Consider the following 16291-nt stretch of genomic DNA (forward strand, 5'->3'; position numbering starts at 1 on the left):
GCCGAGTTGCCAGAGCCACGAAAGCCCGCCCCAGACAAAGCCGAGACGGGCCGAAGCTGCTTCGACAGCCTCAAGGCCCAGACAATGAGGGAGGATTGTAGGCCTGCAGCCAAACCTCTTACCGGAGGGAATGTTCCGCGGCTGTAAACTGTCGCTGGGAGTATCATGACCTTCGGGATCGACATTCTCGGCCAGTTACGGCAACTCCTTGTCGGCCGGGTCGAGATGTTGGCACGCGCCATCAAGGCAGCCAGGAGCTCGATCAGCCGCGTGGTCTTCATGTCCGTTGAGAAGGCTGATCTGCAAATCCAGTCCGCTCGGCGCTCTCAAGCTCTCTATGGGCATGCGACGCGGCAATGGCAGCCTGTCCAAAAGCGACGGCTATCTGGTTCAACGCTTTGACAACGTCACCAACGGCGTACATGCCTTGGATGGAAGTCTGCTGATGCTCGTCGACTGTGACATAGCCCTCTTCACAACATCTTGCGCCTACCGCCTCGGCGAGTTGAGAACGTACCTTGCACCCCAGTGCCAGATAAATGGCATCGAAGCGGGATGACGTCCCATCTTTCAAAATCGCCTCGCAACCGTCTGCTGTCGGGCAGAGCGTATCGAGAGCGTCACCGATGACTATGCCTCTTGCCCTCGCCGCACGACGAGTGCTGGGCGAAAAGTCGGATGCGTCGCTCCCAAGCATCGTTATGAGCGATGTAAACCGACTGAGGAAAATGGCCTCTTTAAAGGCTCTCTCGTCGTGCCCGACGACCGCAATCTTCTGGTCGATCGCCTCATACCCGTCGCATACGGGGCAGAGTCGAACGACACCTGCGGCAATTGCCTCGCGTAGACGCGGAATGACGGGTGTCGTATCCATGATCCCTGTCGCCACAAACACCTTGCGTGTCCGGATTGCGCCGATCGAGGTCTCAGCGACGAACCCCCGATAGGCAGCGGCGAGGGAATGGACCTGCCCTCCAACCAGAGTGGCTCCATACAAGGTGGCGTGACGTCGAAGACGATCCAGAATATCGGCTCCACTTATCCCTTCGGGAAAGCCAGGACAGTTATGGCTCGTTGGGATCAAGGCGGCACGAGGATCGCCGGCATCGATCACCAGCACGCGATGGCGAAAACGCGCAAGATATTGAGCGGCGGTCAGTCCCGCCGGCCCGCCTCCAACGATCAGGACATCTTCGGTCTCGGCGGTCGGTCGGCTGACGTGGCTGTTGTGCATGGTTGGGCGCATCACCGGCGAACGATTTGGTTCGTGCGATGTTCAAAGGGCGGTTTTCGGGACATCTGACTCGATGGCAACAGCGTAGAAATCAGGCTTCAACCCGATCGCAAGACGCCAGGCTCCTCTGTTTCCTTGAGCTCTTCCGTATCCTTGGGCGCGGCGACCAGATCCTGGAATCCGAGAGTAGCGACGAGATAGCCTGCCTCATCATAAACCTTCGTCACCCAACTGGTCGGATCCACGCCATCGACAATTCCGTCGAGCATGGCCTCCTTGGCAGCGCGCTTGGCCTCTCTGATAGCCTCATCTCGATCAGCCATATCTGCAAAGATTGCTGGCTGCGACATGCCTTCGATAAACTCGAAGCGAAATTTCGGCATCGGTTGCTCCAGTCACGTGCCAGCGGATCGGCCATTTCTGGCAGGTTTGATGGTCAACGCGGCGGTGTCGAAAAGGATGCAGCGGGTGGTGTGCGCATCACCATCTACCGTCAGGCAGCGTTGCTGCCTGCCATCTCCCAATCGTCCCGCCAACGTGCTCGCACGGCCATCATCAGCGTGGCCGCTTCGGTCATTCCTGTTTGGAATAGCCTGATCAGCTCTCTAGCCACGGCATAGGCGGCCGCCGTGTCAGGCAAAATAGCAAATTCCTGACACAGCGTGTCAAATGCCGCGCGAAGGATGTTCAGGTCACTGGGGTAGAGAGCGTCCGTGTTCATGCGGATGGTTCGATTAAGCATCAGGCTCCTCCGAATGGGCGAGAGTGCGATCGTCGCTCCCAAGCAGCGAAACCCGTTACACAGCCGCTGACCACGGCTTTATGCGGGGCAGCCCACCAACTGTCATTAAACTATGATGCACTCGGCCGGTGTTCATGCATGAAAATCGCCATACGGCCCATTCGTCGCTTAAATCTTCGCGCAAGGATGTAGACGGCGAAGCCCTATACTCCAACGCCTATAACTCTTCGCGACTGGCCGCATTATTTAGTCCGACCAAACCGCGGGCAAAATGGGGGCAACTCACGCGATCGTTCATGCTGCTGACACTCATGCTGAACAACGTGACATAGACGAAGTTGCCGAACGAAAGCAGAAGAGCACCCGCGTCAGACACAGGAGATGGTGTCGGACAGCTCACCCACAGCATCGCGCAACAATATGCCAGCCGTCATCATCGGCGGCTTGGTCCTTGTGCGGCGCAAGCTCAGAAACAGCAATAACAACGTCCACCAACTCGTAACCGGCGCGATTGATGGGGAACAACGCGCAGCGGAACTTACCAAGCGACTGCTTGCTTTTTCTCGCCAGCAACCGCGGGGGCCGAAGCGGCCGAATCCGAATCGCCACGTATCGGACATGAGCGAATCGCTGAACCCACCGCTGCGAGACTATCCAAATCGAGACCGTGCTCGCTGAGAGACTATGGCATGTGAAGGCCGATGCAGGACACCTGGAAAACGCGCGCTGCTCAACTGTACCTTTTGTTGAATCACGGCGGGGCGGTATGATGCCTCGTGGGAACCAGGGGCACTGCCGCGAGTTCTTTGGAATGGCAAATCATCCGGTCACAAGCGTGCTTACCTCAATTGGCACATTGACCTCCCGTCCCGCTGCATTCCTGGTCTTGTTGGCTTACGCAATCCTTTGGATGATCTCCGAGCGACAGAGCTTGGATTGGCACGGAGCCGCAACATTGTTTACTTGGGCGATGACGCTGTTCATCCAGCGCGCGGAGCACCGCGACACTCAAGCGATCCACGCCAAGCTTGACGAGATTCTGCGGGCAGATCACGCGGCTTCAAACATCACGCGGATCGATGATGAAGAGCCCGAGGAGATCGAAAAGCATCGTCATCGCCAGCAGCGGGGCGATTGACGTGCAGCCTTTCGGTTCCGTCGCGTCAGGCGCCCGCAAGAAGACCTCCGGCATTGAGCTTTGGCGAAAGGTGCTCATCTATCTGGCCATCGCCACCATGGCCAGCCTGCTCACGGTGTTGATCATAAATCTTACTCCAGAGCCGCGCGTTCTACGATCAATCGTTCCCCATCGTTTCGACGCTACGGATCCCCAATTTTCCAAGACGATGAGCAGCTATTCGCAAGGGCAGATGTTCGATTCCAATGCGGTCCAAACTCTCATCAACGGAGACGAAATATTTCCGTCTATGCTGCAAGCAATCGGGACGGCTCGATCCAGCGTCGACATGGAGACATATATTTATTGGTCAGGAGCCATCGGCTACGAGTTCGCGATCGCATTGGCGGCGAAGGCCAGCGAAGGCGTGGAAGTCCGTGTGAACGTCGACTGGGTTGGCAGCCTTCCCTTCGACGAGGACTTGATCCACATCATGACCACTGCCGGTGTGAGGTTCGAACGCTATCGGCCTTTACGCTGGTATACGTTGGACCGTGTAAACAACCGAACTCATCGCAAACTGCTGATCGTCGATGGCCGGATAGCATTCACTGGCGGCGTCGGCATTGCCGATAATTGGCGCGGGAATGCACGGAACTCAAATGAATGGCGCGACACGCACTACAGGATCGAAGGACCCGCCGTGTCCGCATTCCAAGCGGCGTTCGCGGAAAACTGGCTTGAGACGACCGGCGAGACATTGCAGGGCGGGAAGTTCTACCCTGCAGTTGCGCCCGCTGGTGAGATCGACGCCCAGTTGATACTTTCTTCCCAGCCAAACGGCTCGGAAAACATGGAGTTGATGATGTTGGCAGCAATAGCCGCGGCCAAGGATCATCTGCGCATCGGCATGGCCTACTTCGTGCCCGACGACATAGCCCTGCAGCAGATTCTTGATGCAAGGAAGCGAGGCGTCTCGGTCGATGTCATCGTTCCCAATTGGCTGACGGATGTGCCCATAGTGCGAAAGGGTTCACGTTATTTCTGGGGCGAATTGCTCAAAGCCGGTGTGCGCATTTTTGAATTTCAACCCACAATGTACCACCCGAAGCTCTTGATCGTCGATGAGGTCTGGGTGAGCGTTGGCTCGGCCAATTTGGATGAGCGTTCCCTGCGCCTCAATGACGAGGCCACCCTGAACGTCTACGGCATGGAATTCGCGCGAACGCAAATAGACATCTTCAACGAGGACCTGAAACGATCAAGGCCAGTCAGTCTGGAAGAATGGCAAGCGCGTCCACTAAGCGAAAAGGTCACCGACTACTTTGCCAGCAGGCTACGCTCGCAGCTCTGACGATGGCGAGCTTGCAGAGATGCAGAAGTCTCCGCGAGATCGCGCGGCATCGTACGCTTAAGACGCTCGCAAGTCGCCTTTGAACGCTGCGCCGTGGATCGTGAAATGACGGTGAGAAAGACTAGCCGACCGCCAAGACCGGCCTTTTTCGCAGCCGCGCCCGCATGATGACAAGAAGAACCGTTTCGTCTTTCATGCCACTCTGGAATAATTTTATAAGCTCGGCCGCAATCTGCTCGGCGTTGTAAGAGATCAGTTGAATCTCTGCTTCCCCGCAAAGCTTCTTTAGGACCGATTCCAGCAATCTCAACCCTTCAGGATAGATAGGTTGATCACTGGCGGTGTCGTAGGTCATGTACGCCCCTTTGACTCGACTTAAATCAAGGCCGCAGATGCTGGGCGGCAAGCCCATGCATGACTCGTTTCTGGGAAGAGGTCATTAACCTATGCAAGTTCGAACATGGCGCCGGATTCACCAACTGCAGGGGGGATGAACCAACAAAGGGCAGCATGTGCACGGATCGAGCTGGAGCAAGTCGTGAAAGCCCCTGCCGCCAGGCCTGTTAAGTCCCGACGGTGTTCCTGCATGGTGCTGTAGGCGAGCGAGAGAGCCTAAAAGAATTCACTCACCTTACGGCTTCTCTTTTTGAGAGCCGGGATGGGTTTGCGATGCATTCGCGGCTGCGCCGGCGGTGACTTCACCGGATGCTGTGCAAGCCTTGCTTGTCTCAGCCGCGCCGTCTTCTCGGCGCGTTCGGCTCGTTCAGCGTCCAGCATCTCTTGGCTGATACGTTTGGCGCGGTCGTATCTTTCCTTGTCGTGATTGCGAGTCACGGACACCTCCTAGCCAGCAACAAAAATCCTGCGAACCTTTTTGGTGACACGCGGCTTGCGTTGGCTGGGACCGGGCGTGATGGCTTGGGCGAGGCGAGCCTCCTTCAACCGCGCCGTCTTGGCGGCGCGCTCAGCACGTTCCTTGTCGATAATGATTGCTGCAGCTGATGTGGTATTCTCGTTGCGACCGTCATGATTGATCCGCGGCATCTCAGTGCCTCGCCCCGATTCTTGTCGCCCGTAGTGCCATTTTGCACCTGCGTCCCGCCCTAAACTGGTCTATCGCCGCTTTGAGTGAGGTTTCGGTTGCATGTTCCGGTTTCTCGCCCGGCTGGTGGTTGTCGTTGGCAGCTTGTGTGATGGCCATCTTTGTTCTCCTACGAGGCCGAACTTCGATATGACACAAGTGTTCCAAGGCAACTCGCAAGCTGCAGGGCTATTTTCGATGTAGGGGCACGCGCGGATGCTCAGGCGCGTGATCGGAGCATTGTGTTGGAGGGCCGTAGCTGGAACTATGAGAGCGCAGATAGCGTGGTCGCCTGAACATGAACGGCGGCCTTCCCCCCTCTCGCAAAAAGCTGTCAGCGCGATATTGTTACCAGGAGCAAAGGAGCCTGGTGTCGACGAGAACTTTTCTCGCGACGAGATCGTTCAGACTTTGCTGCAGTACAGGGCCCCCGCAAGCGCATCAGCTCGGTATTGTAGGGAATTCGGGCGTTAGGGCCGTTGAACCGCTACGGGTGTGTCAGTAGCAAACTTACAGACAGCCGCAGGTCCAAACGAGCAGCACCGTTCCAAGCGCATACGGGACCAGAAGCAAACCTATCGTCACCCAGAAAGCTGGCTCTGCCAAGGCGGCCATGTCCTTGCGAAACTGCTCCATAGGGCTACCCCGGCAACTTCGACAAACGAATAGAGCTAATCTGGTAAGGCCTACGGCCCGCTTTTGGCATCTTCGACCTCCAGCGCATCCATGAGGGCTGCCACGTCGGTGGGTTCGCCATCGGCGTCACCATGCACGCCAGTTCGGGCGTTCTTTAGCGCTTGCTCGATCGCATCTTCAATGTTTCCGAGCTCGTCCTCACGCACCTCGCGACCATAACCGGCCGCTTCGGCATCCTGCTCGAATTGCTGGACCAGCACGGCGAAGCTCACTTCCTCTTTGCCAGCAAGAGTGCCGACATTCTCCTGCAGCCAGGTTTCAAAAAACTCTTTGGTCGCGTTCATCGGATCACTCCTTCGCCGGATTAAGCGCGGCGGCGATCCGAAGTTCCGCAATGCCGTCACTTTCCCAATCAGCAAGGGGATATGCTCATGGTGGGCTTGGCTGATAATCCCGAAAATTCGTCTGCGCAGTGCTGGCTCCGTACCGGGAGCAAGGCCGCCGGATGAGTTCACGCCCACCGAGCGCTCGTCGATCCGCATGCTCTTCGATCGGTCTGCATGGAACTATTGCCCGCTCGGTTGCGCAAGGCTGCCCCGGCGGTGGTTGTTCGCCTTCCCGCTATTCTATCCCGACATTCCGGATTGTATCACCTCATCGGCCGACAACCGGTCAGACATCGCTGCACTGTTGGTCTGGTCCATCCCGAACTGAGCGACCTGAATCATCATAGCCTTGGCCTTTGCAATGAGTTGGTCGTCGGGAAGAGTATGCCCGGCCTGCAGGGTGACTGTAATACACTCGCCTCCCTCTCCGCGGAATTCCACGATCGGAGCCTGGTCTCGGCTGACAACAATTCCCATCATCTGCATAAGAACCTCCTTCGACTGCAGCGGGCAGCGGGCAGCCGAAACTCAACCCAGCTCGGCCGTCTAATCCTTGACATAAGCCCCAGGCTGACGACCGCCTCTGGGCGCCTTGGCGTCTTTCGAATGCTCGGCCATCGCAGGGCCTGCTCCGGAGACTTTCTCTGCGGCCGGTGACGGTGTCGCCGGCTTAGACGAGGTCCTGCCGCCCGATTTTTCGGGGCGTGGTGATATGCCAGTTGAAGAATTGTCTGAAGAAGTCATGGCTCGTTTCCTTAGCTGCGAAACTTCCTTACCAACCTCCGAAATGCCCTGACGTTCCATTGCGATCCCTTCGTGAGATAAGATCTCCGCAGGTGAACATGCCTCGTCCCTGGACGCGCATCAGGTAGGGGTTGATTTCGCAAGCGAACGGTAAAATGCGAAGCCGCTCCGGCGAGATACAGCTTAGCCCTACATGGCAGCGCGGGCATCAGAATACGAGCCGACGCGAAACAGAGGTCCATCCGTCGCCGAACCCGCGACAGGCAGCAGGTTCGGTCATTTCTGCAGAAATGGGTTTGCCAGCTTGGACACAGCGGCAGTGCCCGTACCGCGCTATTCTCTCCTGGTGCCGAGAGCCTGATTGCAGCGCCGACTGGGAAAAGCCTGCGACACAGGCTGACTCCGCAGGTCAAACTATGAGGAACAATATCTCCCTTTGAAAGTTCTGGCCGACCCATGAAGGAGATATGAAATGTCAGAATCGCGCGAATGGCTTGTCCAATGGCTCAGGGATGCTCACGCTATGGAGGAGCAGGCCGAGACCATGTTGAATGGGCAGCTGAACCGAATTGAGAACTATCCTGAGCTCAGCGAGCGGATTCGCCAGCACATCCAGGAGACCAGACAGCAGGCTGCTCGGCTGGAGACCTGTCTCGACCGCATCGGACAAGGCTCGTCCACACTGAAGGATGCCGGCGGCAAGCTGACGGCAATGGCGCAGTCGCTCAGCGGTGTCTTCGCCGGTGACGAAGTGATGAAAGGATCGCTTGCAAGCTACACGTTCGAGCACATGGAAATCGCCTCCTACACAATACTCATCGCCGCTGCCAAATCGCTGGGTGAAGCAGAGGTCGCCCAGGTCTGCGAAGAGAACCTGCGTGAGGAAGTCGCAATGGCGGACTGGTTGAAAAGCCATATTCCAACGACAACCGAGCAGTTCCTGGCGCGGGCCGACTCGGAGAGTGAAAACGCCAAGCGTTGATCAGCCGGTAGCGTATCGCTAAACAAGCTCGCCCCTTGCGCCGAAGCTCGGCGCAAGGCGCATCGAGGTTGAGCCGTTACCGCTGAAAGGCACTTCAAAGTAGGCAGTGCGTGAGTAAGTTTTCCGATTAGCTCTCCGTGCCGCGATAGTATCCTTGGCGCCAATTGAACTTGAAATTCCGGACGGAATTCTCTGCCATGTGCCGCCGCCGAACTGCCCATCATACGGATGTTGCTATCGCCCACTTTTTGGCGACAGTTCCCCATCCCCAACCATCTCCGCCAGCCGGCTGAGGAAGTCCACCAAAGCAGCTTGCGGCTCGTCGATTTCGCCGACCACGACCGAAATGCCCCAACGTCCAAGCACGGCCTCCTCCACAGGGTTTCGGCTGGTCATGAAGATGAACGAGGGCGGGCGATCTTTCTCATAGCCGGACCGATGCCACGTCTGCCAGAGACGGTGCAGCAACAACCGAATGTTTGGGTCGGAAAGGCTATAGCCAATGAAGAGGATCGTGCTGCCGAGCGCATCCGAGCGAAAACGCACGTCCAGCGGAGAATTGAAGGAGAGACGATCGAGGTAGTCCGTTTCGGTGAGGACGAGGGACGAATCCTCGTCGAAATCACCATGGAACTTGACGATGTGGGTAATGCCTTGGCGGGCCTGCGCCACATCGCGTGCATTGGCCACTTTCACGTAGTCCCGACCGTATATCTCATAAGCCAGTTCCAGATTCCGATCATAGTTAGTTGTGTAGATGACAGGGAAGTCGAGCCTCACGATGAGACGATGCAACTCGGATTTCTCGATCCGGTCCTTGGGGACGGACCAGTTTCTGTCCATCCAACTGCGAAGTGGCCCGATGCTGCCATGCTTGATGCGATAGTACTCGGCCAGGGTTTGAAAACGATCGCGTCTCGTGGAAAATTCGTCGTCGACGCCGAGCTCCTTTGCCATTCGCTCTATCAGCTTCTCCCAGGAGGGTAATCCAACGCTGATCGAAACCCCTGCCCCAACAAACAGAATTGCGCTGCGATGCCGAATTGCGTTGGCGAGCGAATCTACAGGGTCATCGTTCATCACGTCTTTCGAGGCCACCCGCGCAGGTGGACCTTCCTCCCTCACATCTGGTCGTTATTAGGCTCCTTGGTGATCCCCACCTGCCTGGCCAGCTCGGAAAACGGTGGCACACTCGCTTCGAACTGCTCGGTGTTAGCCAGCCGCAAAAGCCGCAAAGGGAAACACACTGCGTCGCGGTTAGCCGGCGACATATCCTCGAAGAGGCGCTCATCAACCGTGAAGGAGGCTTCCGCGTTTTTCAACGCCGTGTCGATATCATCGACCGAGAGAAGGCCTCTGCGGACCAAGGCGTTATTGACGGCCGCGACCGCCATAAGCAAACCTTCCAATTGCAGGTTGGCGACGTTCATGGGCCATTGTCCTTCATACCATTGGGAGCCCGTCGATAGATAATCCTGCTCCGGAGGCCTTGTGCCGTGCCGGTGATGGAGTTGCCGGCTTGCTAGAGCGTTTCGGCTGCGCGGCGACGCCGGGATTGGCATCTGGTGGCGCCATGGCTTGGATCTCCGCTGGGCTGCTGGACAACTCTCCACATGCCTCGAGGTTCCGGATCGCCATGGCAACCTTGCAAAGGCAGAGGCAAGGCTTCTCGCTGTCCTACCGTCGGGCGCACTAGGTGATCGCGGTTGGGTCTTCAGACTGCGATTCAAAAAGCGCGTTGCATGGTTCCTCCGCGAGCGCGAGCCGCCTTCGGCAGTAGATGCCTGCCGCGCCCGCTCGTAGCCAAAAGCAACCGCCGCAAAGCGTTCGGCAACTTTAGAGCTCCGACAGTGCCTCCCAGACGGGCCACATAGAAACGACCAAGCTGATGCCTGCTACAGGTCTCGGGATCTCGTTTATCGGCGACATCAGGCAGCGGCGCTCCGCAGGTCAGCAGATCCGATGGATGGGAACAACCCGGCACCGTGATGGTTCGGTGGCATCAAAAGGTGATAGAGAACGATGGGTGAAAAGCTTAAACAGCACACAGAAGCCACAGATCGTGAAAAGGCGATCGAAGCTCTCTACTTTGCGCGCAAGTGCGGCCTCACCAAGGAAGAGGCACTCAAGATGCTCAGGGAAGCCCAAATCAGGATCGATGATGGACCCAAAAGCCGCTCCGGCAACCGAACTTAAAAGCGATCGTTGAGCGCTCATCTCAGCCAGCGGCGGCGCATGATCTTCTTCACCTCCGACACGCATTTCAACGATCCCCGCATTCTGCGGCTCGACCCCCGCCCCTTCAGTTCATTGGTGGCGCACGACCAGGCACTGACTGAACTTTGGAACGAGACTGTTGCTCCAAATGACGAGGTTTGGCACCTCGGCGACTTCGCCAAGGGATCGGCCGAGACAGTGTCTTCGCTGCTGTCCTGCCTCCACGGCACCAAACACCTGATCATCGGCAACAACGACGGCATGGTAACGCTCCGCGCTTCGGCTTGGGCTAGCGTGCAACACTACAAGGAGCTAACTGTCGAGGGCAGTTTCTTGGTTCTTTGCCACTACCCGTTCCGCACCTGGAACAAGATCGGCAAGAAATCGATAAACCTGCACGGCCATTCTCATGGCCGGCTGAAGCCAATGACGCGCCAGCACGACGTCGGCGTCGACGCCTGGGATTTTCGCCCAGTCACCTTTGCTGCCATACAGGCCAGGTGCCGCCGAGATTGAGGTTAGCGCAGCAGATGGCGAACGATCGATGTCTTCACGTGGTGATGCTAGCCGCAAACAGGATTCCAGAATCCTGCCCCTGGAGTATTGCAGCCATGCTGGAACGCACCGCGAGTAAACTGGGACCGAAGAGCGCCCCACCCGTCTGCACAGCCGTGGGACAGGCGCCGACCCCCGTCGTCAACACGGCGCTCCACTGGCGCCCCAATCGTTCATCCACCTCGCTTGAAACGAGCTTCAATCGCCGTCCTTGGCGACCTCAGTGCCACACACTCTCTCTAAGCCACTTAAGAAACCTGTTCCCTCCGATTGCCCGGCGGACTCTAGCGGCAGCCCACTGCCCTCTGAACGTGGTTCCGACATGGCAACTGCAGACGATGTCATGCAACTCCCCGTCAGACAGTTCGAAGAAGCGCTTTGCTGCCCCATAGGTGTCATCCTTCAGGCCTAACGCACGCAGTAGCGGGTCCTCGAAGGCCACAGTAATTGGCGAGCCCTCACCGCGCGCTGCGTCGCGAGCTTCCCGCTTCAGATACTCAGTGCCGGTAAGCGCTGTCAGGCGTCGCTCGGGATGTTGTTCCAGCAACTCTGCCCAGCGCTCAATGCGCTGTTGCCGGGTCATGATCGGGTATGTCGACAGGGGTTCTACTTCTGCAATTGTCTGCAGTTGGCTTAAAGTTTGGTGTTCCATCGTCGGCTCCTTTGGTCGAAGTCCCTTCCCCTCAAAAATTATCGCGCGCCAACGCGCTGACAAGAGCTGGCAAGGCGGCCACTTGCCCGACAATGATTGCGAAACAGCGCATTGCTCCGCCGGCGCGCGAAACGATATCTCATCCCAAATCAGACCGAAGCCGTTCAGAACGAACAGCTCGCCACCCGCCTGCAACAACAAATTAAATTAGTAATGCCTTATGGAACTTTGAGGCTGGCGTTTCATTTGATCGGCATGGAGGCCTCTGTAATCCAAAGTGCCGGGATGAGAGCGAACGTGTCGCTGCGCTACTCACTGGTTCTGCCGATATACAACGAGGAACAAGTGCTGCCTCGTCTGATCGAGCGGATCAGGTTGCTAATCCACCAGCTGGACGGTGAGACAGAGGCTATTTTCGTCGATGACGGAAGCAGCGATGGCAGCGTCACTTACCTTCGGCGTGTGGTCGCCGCCGAGCCTCGTTTTCGGCTAATCGAGCTTTCCCGCAATTTTGGGCACCAGATAGCAATCACAGCCGGTATGGACGCCGCCCAGGGGGATGCCGTCATCGTCATGGATGCCGATCTCCAAGACCCACCCGAGGTGGTTCTCGATCTGGTGGGGAAGTGGAAAGAAGGTTTCGAAATTGTCTATGCCCGGCGCGTCAAACGCGAGGGCGAATCCTGGTTCAAGCGCTTCACGGCAAGTCTCTTCTATCGCTTGCTGGAAAGGATGACGACCGTTGACATTCCGCGCGACGTTGGAGATTTCCGGTTGGTCGGTCCCAAAGCGCTGAGAACCTTCAGGCAGATGCCCGAACAGGATCGCTTCGTCAGGGGCATGTTTGGCTGGATGGGATTCAAGCAGGCGTCGGTGCCGTTCGAGCGCCCGGCACGAGCCCATGGCCAGACCAAATACCCATTCTGGAAGATGGTGCATCTTGCTGTGCACGCCATCGTCAGCTTCTCGGAGCAGCCGCTGCGCCTGGCGCTCTGGGGCGGCTTGGCTATTTCTGCGCTGGCCGTAGCCTTTGGTGCCTACGCCATCTACGCCTGGGCCTTTGAAACCGGCATTGTTGCCGGCTGGACATCCACCGTGATGATCGTGTCGCTCCTGTGCGGCATCAACCTCTTCATGACCGGCGTGGTCGGATTGTATGTCGGCAGCATCCACGCCGAAGTAAAACGGCGCCCGCTTTACGTGATCGATCGCCTCACCGGCTTCGACCGGGCCATGTCTGCCGTCCCCGGCAAGAGCCGCCGCCCGCCTCGAAAATCCCGGATTGGAGTCCCGGCCAATGTCCGAACCCTTCGACAGCTATAGATTCAATTATGGTGAGACGGTCCAGGGATCGATCCGCTTTTCAGGGCTTAAGCACGACTTCTTTCTCATGGCGAAGGCCGAGTTGCTGCGACGCGTTGTGGTCGAGCGGGTGCTTCGTCATGCCGGCTCGGATGTGCGGGCGCTTGATGTCGGCTGCGGCGTAGGTGCGCTCCATCCCTATCTCAAAGGCGTCTTCGAGTCCCTGGACGGCTGCGACATCTCGCAGGAATCGATCCTGCGTGCGAGGCAGGAAAATCCGAGCGTCACATACAGGGCCTGCACCAGCCTGAACCTGCCATACGACAATGGGGTCTTTGATCTGGCCTTCGGCAGCTGCGTCGTCCATCACGTACCGCCAGCTTCCTGGCTCGGGTTCATGCGCGAGATGCGGCGCGTCGTGCGCCCGGGCGGTGTCGCCTGCATCATCGAGCACAATCCCTATAACCCGCTGACGCGTCTGGCTGTGTTCCGGTGTCCCTTCGACCATGACGCGGTGCTGCTCAGCGCAGCCAAAACAGCGTCCCTCCTTCAAGAAGCAGGCTTCAGCAACATCCGATCCGAGCACTTCCTGCTGCTGCCGTCGGGCAGGTCCTTGGCCCGAAAAGTCGAGCGCGCGCTCGCCCCCCTGCCGCTGGGGGCACAGTATGCGTGTAGTGCGCATGCATGAGCATCGGCCTGCCGGCGACGACGCCCTGAAGCTACTGGCACGTTTCGGCCTGGTCGGCATCGCTGCCACAATTCTGTATGCCGCTTTGGTTGCCGCTTTTTCCAAATCGGAATGGCTCGGTTTAACGCCCATCCAGGCCTCACTTGGGGCATATGCCGCAGCCACCCTGTTTTCGTATCTAGCTCACAAATCCCTGACGTTCGTGTCGGGCCGATCGCATCGAACTGAAGCTCCGCGTTTTCTCCTGCTGGGGGCAACAGGCTTGGCCATTGCCTATGGGGCGCCGGCGTTGCTGACGGTAAAGCTGGGCTTGCCGCTCATCATTCCCGTGCTGGTTACGTGCTTGCTTGTCCCCGGCATCAATTTCTTCGTGCTTGACCGGTGGGTTTTTGCCGGACGCATTCCCGGTCGGCACGGCAATCGCTCCCGCCAGAGGCAATAATGCTCTAAATGGCGTCCAGTCGAAACGACACCAATTTGATGGAGCGCTTGTAAATGTCGCTGGCGGCCTGGCTGGGCGGGATCCCGTCGAGATAGTCAAAGGTCATTTCGAACGTGCTGGCGTCCGAAAAAGCTGCGTGCGGAATGACGAACGAGACGGTTATCGGTTGCTTGCCCGACAGTGTGACCTTATGCACGGACACGCCATGCACCGAGATTATTACCCTCTGCGTCATCTGTGGCGGACGAATGACAGCGGCCATTTGTAGCGTTGCCTTGAGACCGTCGCGAAGCGGCGGTATCTGCAGGCGAAGCCGCGAGGTCTCGCCCAGCGAATGCGTGCCGTCGGCTGCCGGCCCCGACCAGCCACAAACTTTCATGCCGGCAACCCGTTTGGCGCCATCGGACCGGAAGGACACTGTCTGGCCGAGTGAGTAGCTGCCAATGGCATCGCGGTTGAGGCATGTCGTCGTGCGGTCGATGTAATAGGCACGATAGTCGGCGTGGACATTCGGATGGAGAGCCAGCGCAAGGATGGCGAGTTCGGACACGGCCAGAACCGCGGCGAGCGCGTAAGCGCCAAGCGAGATAGCGCGTCCATGGGGGTTGAGGGTGTCAGACCAAAGCAAGGTAGCCCCCAATCCATGCCACCGTCATGAAATAGCAGGCGACCAGGAAGAGAACCAAAGCGGCGAGCCAGGTCAGTTTCGACGCCGACAACAGGACGGCCATCAACATTATAAGAGGCGCCAGCCCAATAACGTATCTGACCATGGAGGCCAGATTCGTTATCAATGGCACGAGAATGCAGATCGCGCAGAAGACCCCAGCGCCATATTGCTTGCGAGCCACCAGCACGACTGATAGCGCCAGCCCGACGATCGCTGCGAGCGCACTCCATTGCGGCGCCGTGGGCAGCCACCCGGTCTTGGGAAATGCTGAGAGTCCGTCCCATAGAAACAGGAGCGGGTTCCCAGCCACTCGTCCAAAGGCGCGTTGGACGTGCAGAAACGCAAAGCCGTCGCCGACAGTGACATACAAAAACAGGATGTAGGCAAACAAGCCGGCAGGCGAGATAAAGATAGCGACGAGCTGATCCGGTCGACCGAGCACCCAACGCGGAAAGGAGAGTGGTGAGCCGCCCCGTTCGCGATGCTGCTGGAACATTTGAATGACGGTCGCAAAGACGACAAGGACCCCAACGAGCCTCGTTGCCGAGAGGAGCGCTGACGAGACGCCAGCGACGGGATAGCGGGAGCGTTTGAGTGCCAGGAAGACAATCGAGGTCAGGAGCACGAAAAGAGGTTCGGAAAGGAAAGTTGTGAAGTGGAAGGAGAACGGGCCGCTAAGCAGAAAAGCGCAGTACAGTACATAGGCCCGCATGTTCTTCTCCAACAGCGGCCATGCCACCAGACACGCGGCGTAGCTGCATGCAATCGAAGTGATCGTCGCGACCAGTATCGTGGCGAAGGGGAAAATCGCCCGGATCACCGCTACCAGCATCGGATAGAATGGAAAGAAGCCCCATCGTCCGACGTTGCTTTGGTTTGGGATGGGAAAGCGCTCGTAGCCGCGTTCGGAAATATCCAGATACCAGTGGCAATCCCATCGGCAGAGCGCACGAGCATAAGACTCGAAGCCTGGTTCCGCCAACGTTGAAGCAACAGCGGCATAACGAATAGCAAGTCCGGCGACACCGAACAGGAGCGGGACTGTCACGACCGCTGCCGCTACCATGTGGCGCTTGTTGATCGTCGAGCCGTAGTCGGGGAAAATCTCGAACTGCTCTGGGTGGTCTTTCGAGGGTGCATGGCGGGGGCTCTTGATGGCCGTGACGAGATTCTCAGTCCCGGATTTTCTCATAGCAGAGCACCGGCGCGGCACGTTTCCATCCTCTGATGGGGGCCAAATTCCGCCGTGACCAAACCGCCGACCGTGGCCTTGCCATCTTCATTGTCAACCGGCGGGGCGTGTCCGATGGGGTTCAACTTGTCCGGCGCCGTTGCCTTCTTCGGCGTGTCGATCGAGAAGAGGAAGTTGTAGGTCGCAACGCCGACGCTGGCCCGACGGTCGTCGAGCAGTTCCAGATTGGTGACGCCTATCGTCACCTCGTGGCCAAAGTCGATGCCAGTCTGTTCCCGCACCATGTGAGGGATTCTG

At 58.0% G+C, this 16291-nt stretch carries 22 protein-coding genes; 8 read left to right on the forward strand and 14 right to left on the reverse strand.

Annotated features, from left to right (window positions below):
- Positions 1-277 precede the first annotated feature (277 nt).
- From NKJ67_RS12040 to NKJ67_RS12050, 3 genes are all read right to left on the reverse strand, one after another.
- Complete coding sequence (locus NKJ67_RS12040; protein ID WP_352581436.1) at positions 278-1234, reverse strand: NAD(P)/FAD-dependent oxidoreductase; 957 nt, start codon at positions 1232-1234, stop codon at positions 278-280.
- A 98-nt stretch (positions 1235-1332) separates the two neighbouring features.
- A complete protein-coding gene (locus NKJ67_RS12045; RefSeq protein WP_127266470.1) occupies positions 1333-1617 on the reverse strand; it encodes a DUF6894 family protein in 285 nt (94 codons plus the stop codon).
- A gap of 110 nt (positions 1618-1727) precedes the next feature.
- The gene (locus NKJ67_RS12050; protein WP_352581437.1) at positions 1728-1976 is read right to left on the reverse strand and encodes a hypothetical protein; all 249 of its coding nucleotides are present in this window, start codon (positions 1974-1976) and stop codon (positions 1728-1730) included.
- Positions 1977-2787: 811 nt separating this feature from the next.
- Between NKJ67_RS12050 and NKJ67_RS12055 the strand changes: the two genes are divergently transcribed.
- Together NKJ67_RS12055 and NKJ67_RS12060 are read left to right on the forward strand one after the other, a co-directional pair.
- Positions 2788-3114 carry a low affinity iron permease family protein gene (locus NKJ67_RS12055; protein ID WP_352581438.1) on the forward strand — a complete coding sequence of 109 codons (327 nt, stop codon included), beginning with the start codon at positions 2788-2790 and terminating at the stop codon, positions 3112-3114.
- A complete protein-coding gene (locus NKJ67_RS12060) occupies positions 3056-4447 on the forward strand; it encodes a phospholipase D-like domain-containing protein (RefSeq protein WP_352581439.1) in 1392 nt (463 codons plus the stop codon). Before NKJ67_RS12055 ends, NKJ67_RS12060 begins: the two co-directional genes overlap by 59 nt.
- Before the next feature lie 121 nt (positions 4448-4568).
- On the opposite strand, the gene NKJ67_RS12065 is transcribed toward NKJ67_RS12060, so the two are convergent.
- The 5 genes from NKJ67_RS12065 to NKJ67_RS12085 all read right to left on the reverse strand — a co-directional run bounded on the left by NKJ67_RS12065 (position 4569) and on the right by NKJ67_RS12085 (position 7036).
- Positions 4569-4802 carry a hypothetical protein gene (locus NKJ67_RS12065; protein ID WP_352581440.1) on the reverse strand — a complete coding sequence of 78 codons (234 nt, stop codon included), beginning with the start codon at positions 4800-4802 and terminating at the stop codon, positions 4569-4571.
- A 257-nt stretch (positions 4803-5059) separates the two neighbouring features.
- Positions 5060-5281 carry a hypothetical protein gene (locus NKJ67_RS12070; protein ID WP_352581441.1) on the reverse strand — a complete coding sequence of 74 codons (222 nt, stop codon included), beginning with the start codon at positions 5279-5281 and terminating at the stop codon, positions 5060-5062.
- A 9-nt stretch (positions 5282-5290) separates the two neighbouring features.
- Positions 5291-5491 carry a hypothetical protein gene (locus tag NKJ67_RS12075; RefSeq protein WP_352581442.1) on the reverse strand — a complete coding sequence of 67 codons (201 nt, stop codon included), beginning with the start codon at positions 5489-5491 and terminating at the stop codon, positions 5291-5293.
- Positions 5492-6214: 723 nt separating this feature from the next.
- Positions 6215-6706, reverse strand: a complete 492-nt coding sequence (locus NKJ67_RS12080; RefSeq protein ID WP_352581443.1) for a hypothetical protein — start codon at positions 6704-6706, stop codon at positions 6215-6217.
- 84 nt (positions 6707-6790) lie between these two features.
- Positions 6791-7036 (reverse strand): hypothetical protein, encoded by a 246-nt coding sequence (locus NKJ67_RS12085; RefSeq protein WP_127331622.1) that lies wholly within the window; start codon positions 7034-7036, stop codon positions 6791-6793.
- Between the two features lie 730 nt (positions 7037-7766).
- Between NKJ67_RS12085 and NKJ67_RS12090 the strand changes: the two genes are divergently transcribed.
- Complete coding sequence (locus NKJ67_RS12090) at positions 7767-8276, forward strand: ferritin-like domain-containing protein (protein WP_256747074.1); 510 nt, start codon at positions 7767-7769, stop codon at positions 8274-8276.
- Between the two features lie 234 nt (positions 8277-8510).
- Here the strand turns inward: NKJ67_RS12090 and NKJ67_RS12095 are convergent, their stop codons facing one another.
- Together NKJ67_RS12095 and NKJ67_RS12100 are read right to left on the reverse strand one after the other, a co-directional pair.
- Positions 8511-9356 carry an SIR2 family NAD-dependent protein deacylase gene (locus tag NKJ67_RS12095; protein ID WP_127266463.1) on the reverse strand — a complete coding sequence of 282 codons (846 nt, stop codon included), beginning with the start codon at positions 9354-9356 and terminating at the stop codon, positions 8511-8513.
- Positions 9357-9397: 41 nt separating this feature from the next.
- Positions 9398-9706: a hypothetical protein gene (locus NKJ67_RS12100; RefSeq protein WP_127266462.1), complete on the reverse strand. Its 309-nt coding sequence runs from the start codon at positions 9704-9706 to the stop codon at positions 9398-9400.
- A gap of 592 nt (positions 9707-10298) precedes the next feature.
- On the opposite strand from NKJ67_RS12100, the gene NKJ67_RS12105 reads away from it, so the two are divergent.
- Both NKJ67_RS12105 and NKJ67_RS12110 read left to right on the forward strand, forming a co-directional pair.
- Positions 10299-10472 (forward strand): hypothetical protein, encoded by a 174-nt coding sequence (locus tag NKJ67_RS12105; RefSeq protein ID WP_127395634.1) that lies wholly within the window; start codon positions 10299-10301, stop codon positions 10470-10472.
- A gap of 39 nt (positions 10473-10511) precedes the next feature.
- On the forward strand, positions 10512-11009 hold the full coding sequence (locus NKJ67_RS12110; protein WP_352581444.1) for a metallophosphoesterase family protein: 498 nt from the start codon (positions 10512-10514) through the stop codon (positions 11007-11009).
- A 259-nt stretch (positions 11010-11268) separates the two neighbouring features.
- Here NKJ67_RS12110 and NKJ67_RS12115 read toward each other — a convergent pair whose 3' ends face one another.
- Positions 11269-11700 (reverse strand): hypothetical protein, encoded by a 432-nt coding sequence (locus NKJ67_RS12115; RefSeq protein ID WP_127807737.1) that lies wholly within the window; start codon positions 11698-11700, stop codon positions 11269-11271.
- A gap of 285 nt (positions 11701-11985) precedes the next feature.
- Between NKJ67_RS12115 and NKJ67_RS12120 the strand changes: the two genes are divergently transcribed.
- The 3 genes from NKJ67_RS12120 to NKJ67_RS12130 are packed head-to-tail and all read left to right on the forward strand — an operon-like array spanning position 11986 to position 14132.
- Complete coding sequence (locus NKJ67_RS12120) at positions 11986-13023, forward strand: glycosyltransferase family 2 protein (protein WP_352581491.1); 1038 nt, start codon at positions 11986-11988, stop codon at positions 13021-13023.
- On the forward strand, positions 12998-13690 hold the full coding sequence (locus NKJ67_RS12125; RefSeq protein WP_127318152.1) for a class I SAM-dependent methyltransferase: 693 nt from the start codon (positions 12998-13000) through the stop codon (positions 13688-13690). The genes NKJ67_RS12120 and NKJ67_RS12125 overlap by 26 nt, the downstream gene beginning before the upstream one ends.
- Complete coding sequence (locus tag NKJ67_RS12130; protein WP_352581445.1) at positions 13668-14132, forward strand: GtrA family protein; 465 nt, start codon at positions 13668-13670, stop codon at positions 14130-14132. Before NKJ67_RS12125 ends, NKJ67_RS12130 begins: the two co-directional genes overlap by 23 nt.
- A gap of 4 nt (positions 14133-14136) precedes the next feature.
- On the opposite strand, the gene NKJ67_RS12135 is transcribed toward NKJ67_RS12130, so the two are convergent.
- Genes NKJ67_RS12135 through NKJ67_RS12145 form a run of 3 tightly spaced genes read right to left on the reverse strand, consistent with a single transcriptional unit; the run spans position 14137 to position 16278 of the window.
- Complete coding sequence (locus tag NKJ67_RS12135; RefSeq protein WP_127318154.1) at positions 14137-14760, reverse strand: hypothetical protein; 624 nt, start codon at positions 14758-14760, stop codon at positions 14137-14139.
- Positions 14747-15994, reverse strand: coding sequence for a putative hexosyltransferase (locus NKJ67_RS12140; protein ID WP_352581446.1), 1248 nt, complete (start codon positions 15992-15994; stop codon positions 14747-14749). Before NKJ67_RS12140 ends, NKJ67_RS12135 begins: the two co-directional genes overlap by 14 nt.
- Entirely contained in the window at positions 15991-16278 is a 288-nt protein-coding gene (locus NKJ67_RS12145; RefSeq protein WP_352581448.1) for a hypothetical protein, read from the reverse strand. The genes NKJ67_RS12140 and NKJ67_RS12145 overlap by 4 nt, the downstream gene beginning before the upstream one ends.
- Positions 16279-16291: the final 13 nt, after the last annotated feature.

This window comes from Mesorhizobium sp. M0088 (assembly GCF_040322895.1).
Classification (GTDB): Bacteria; Pseudomonadota; Alphaproteobacteria; order Rhizobiales; family Rhizobiaceae; genus Mesorhizobium.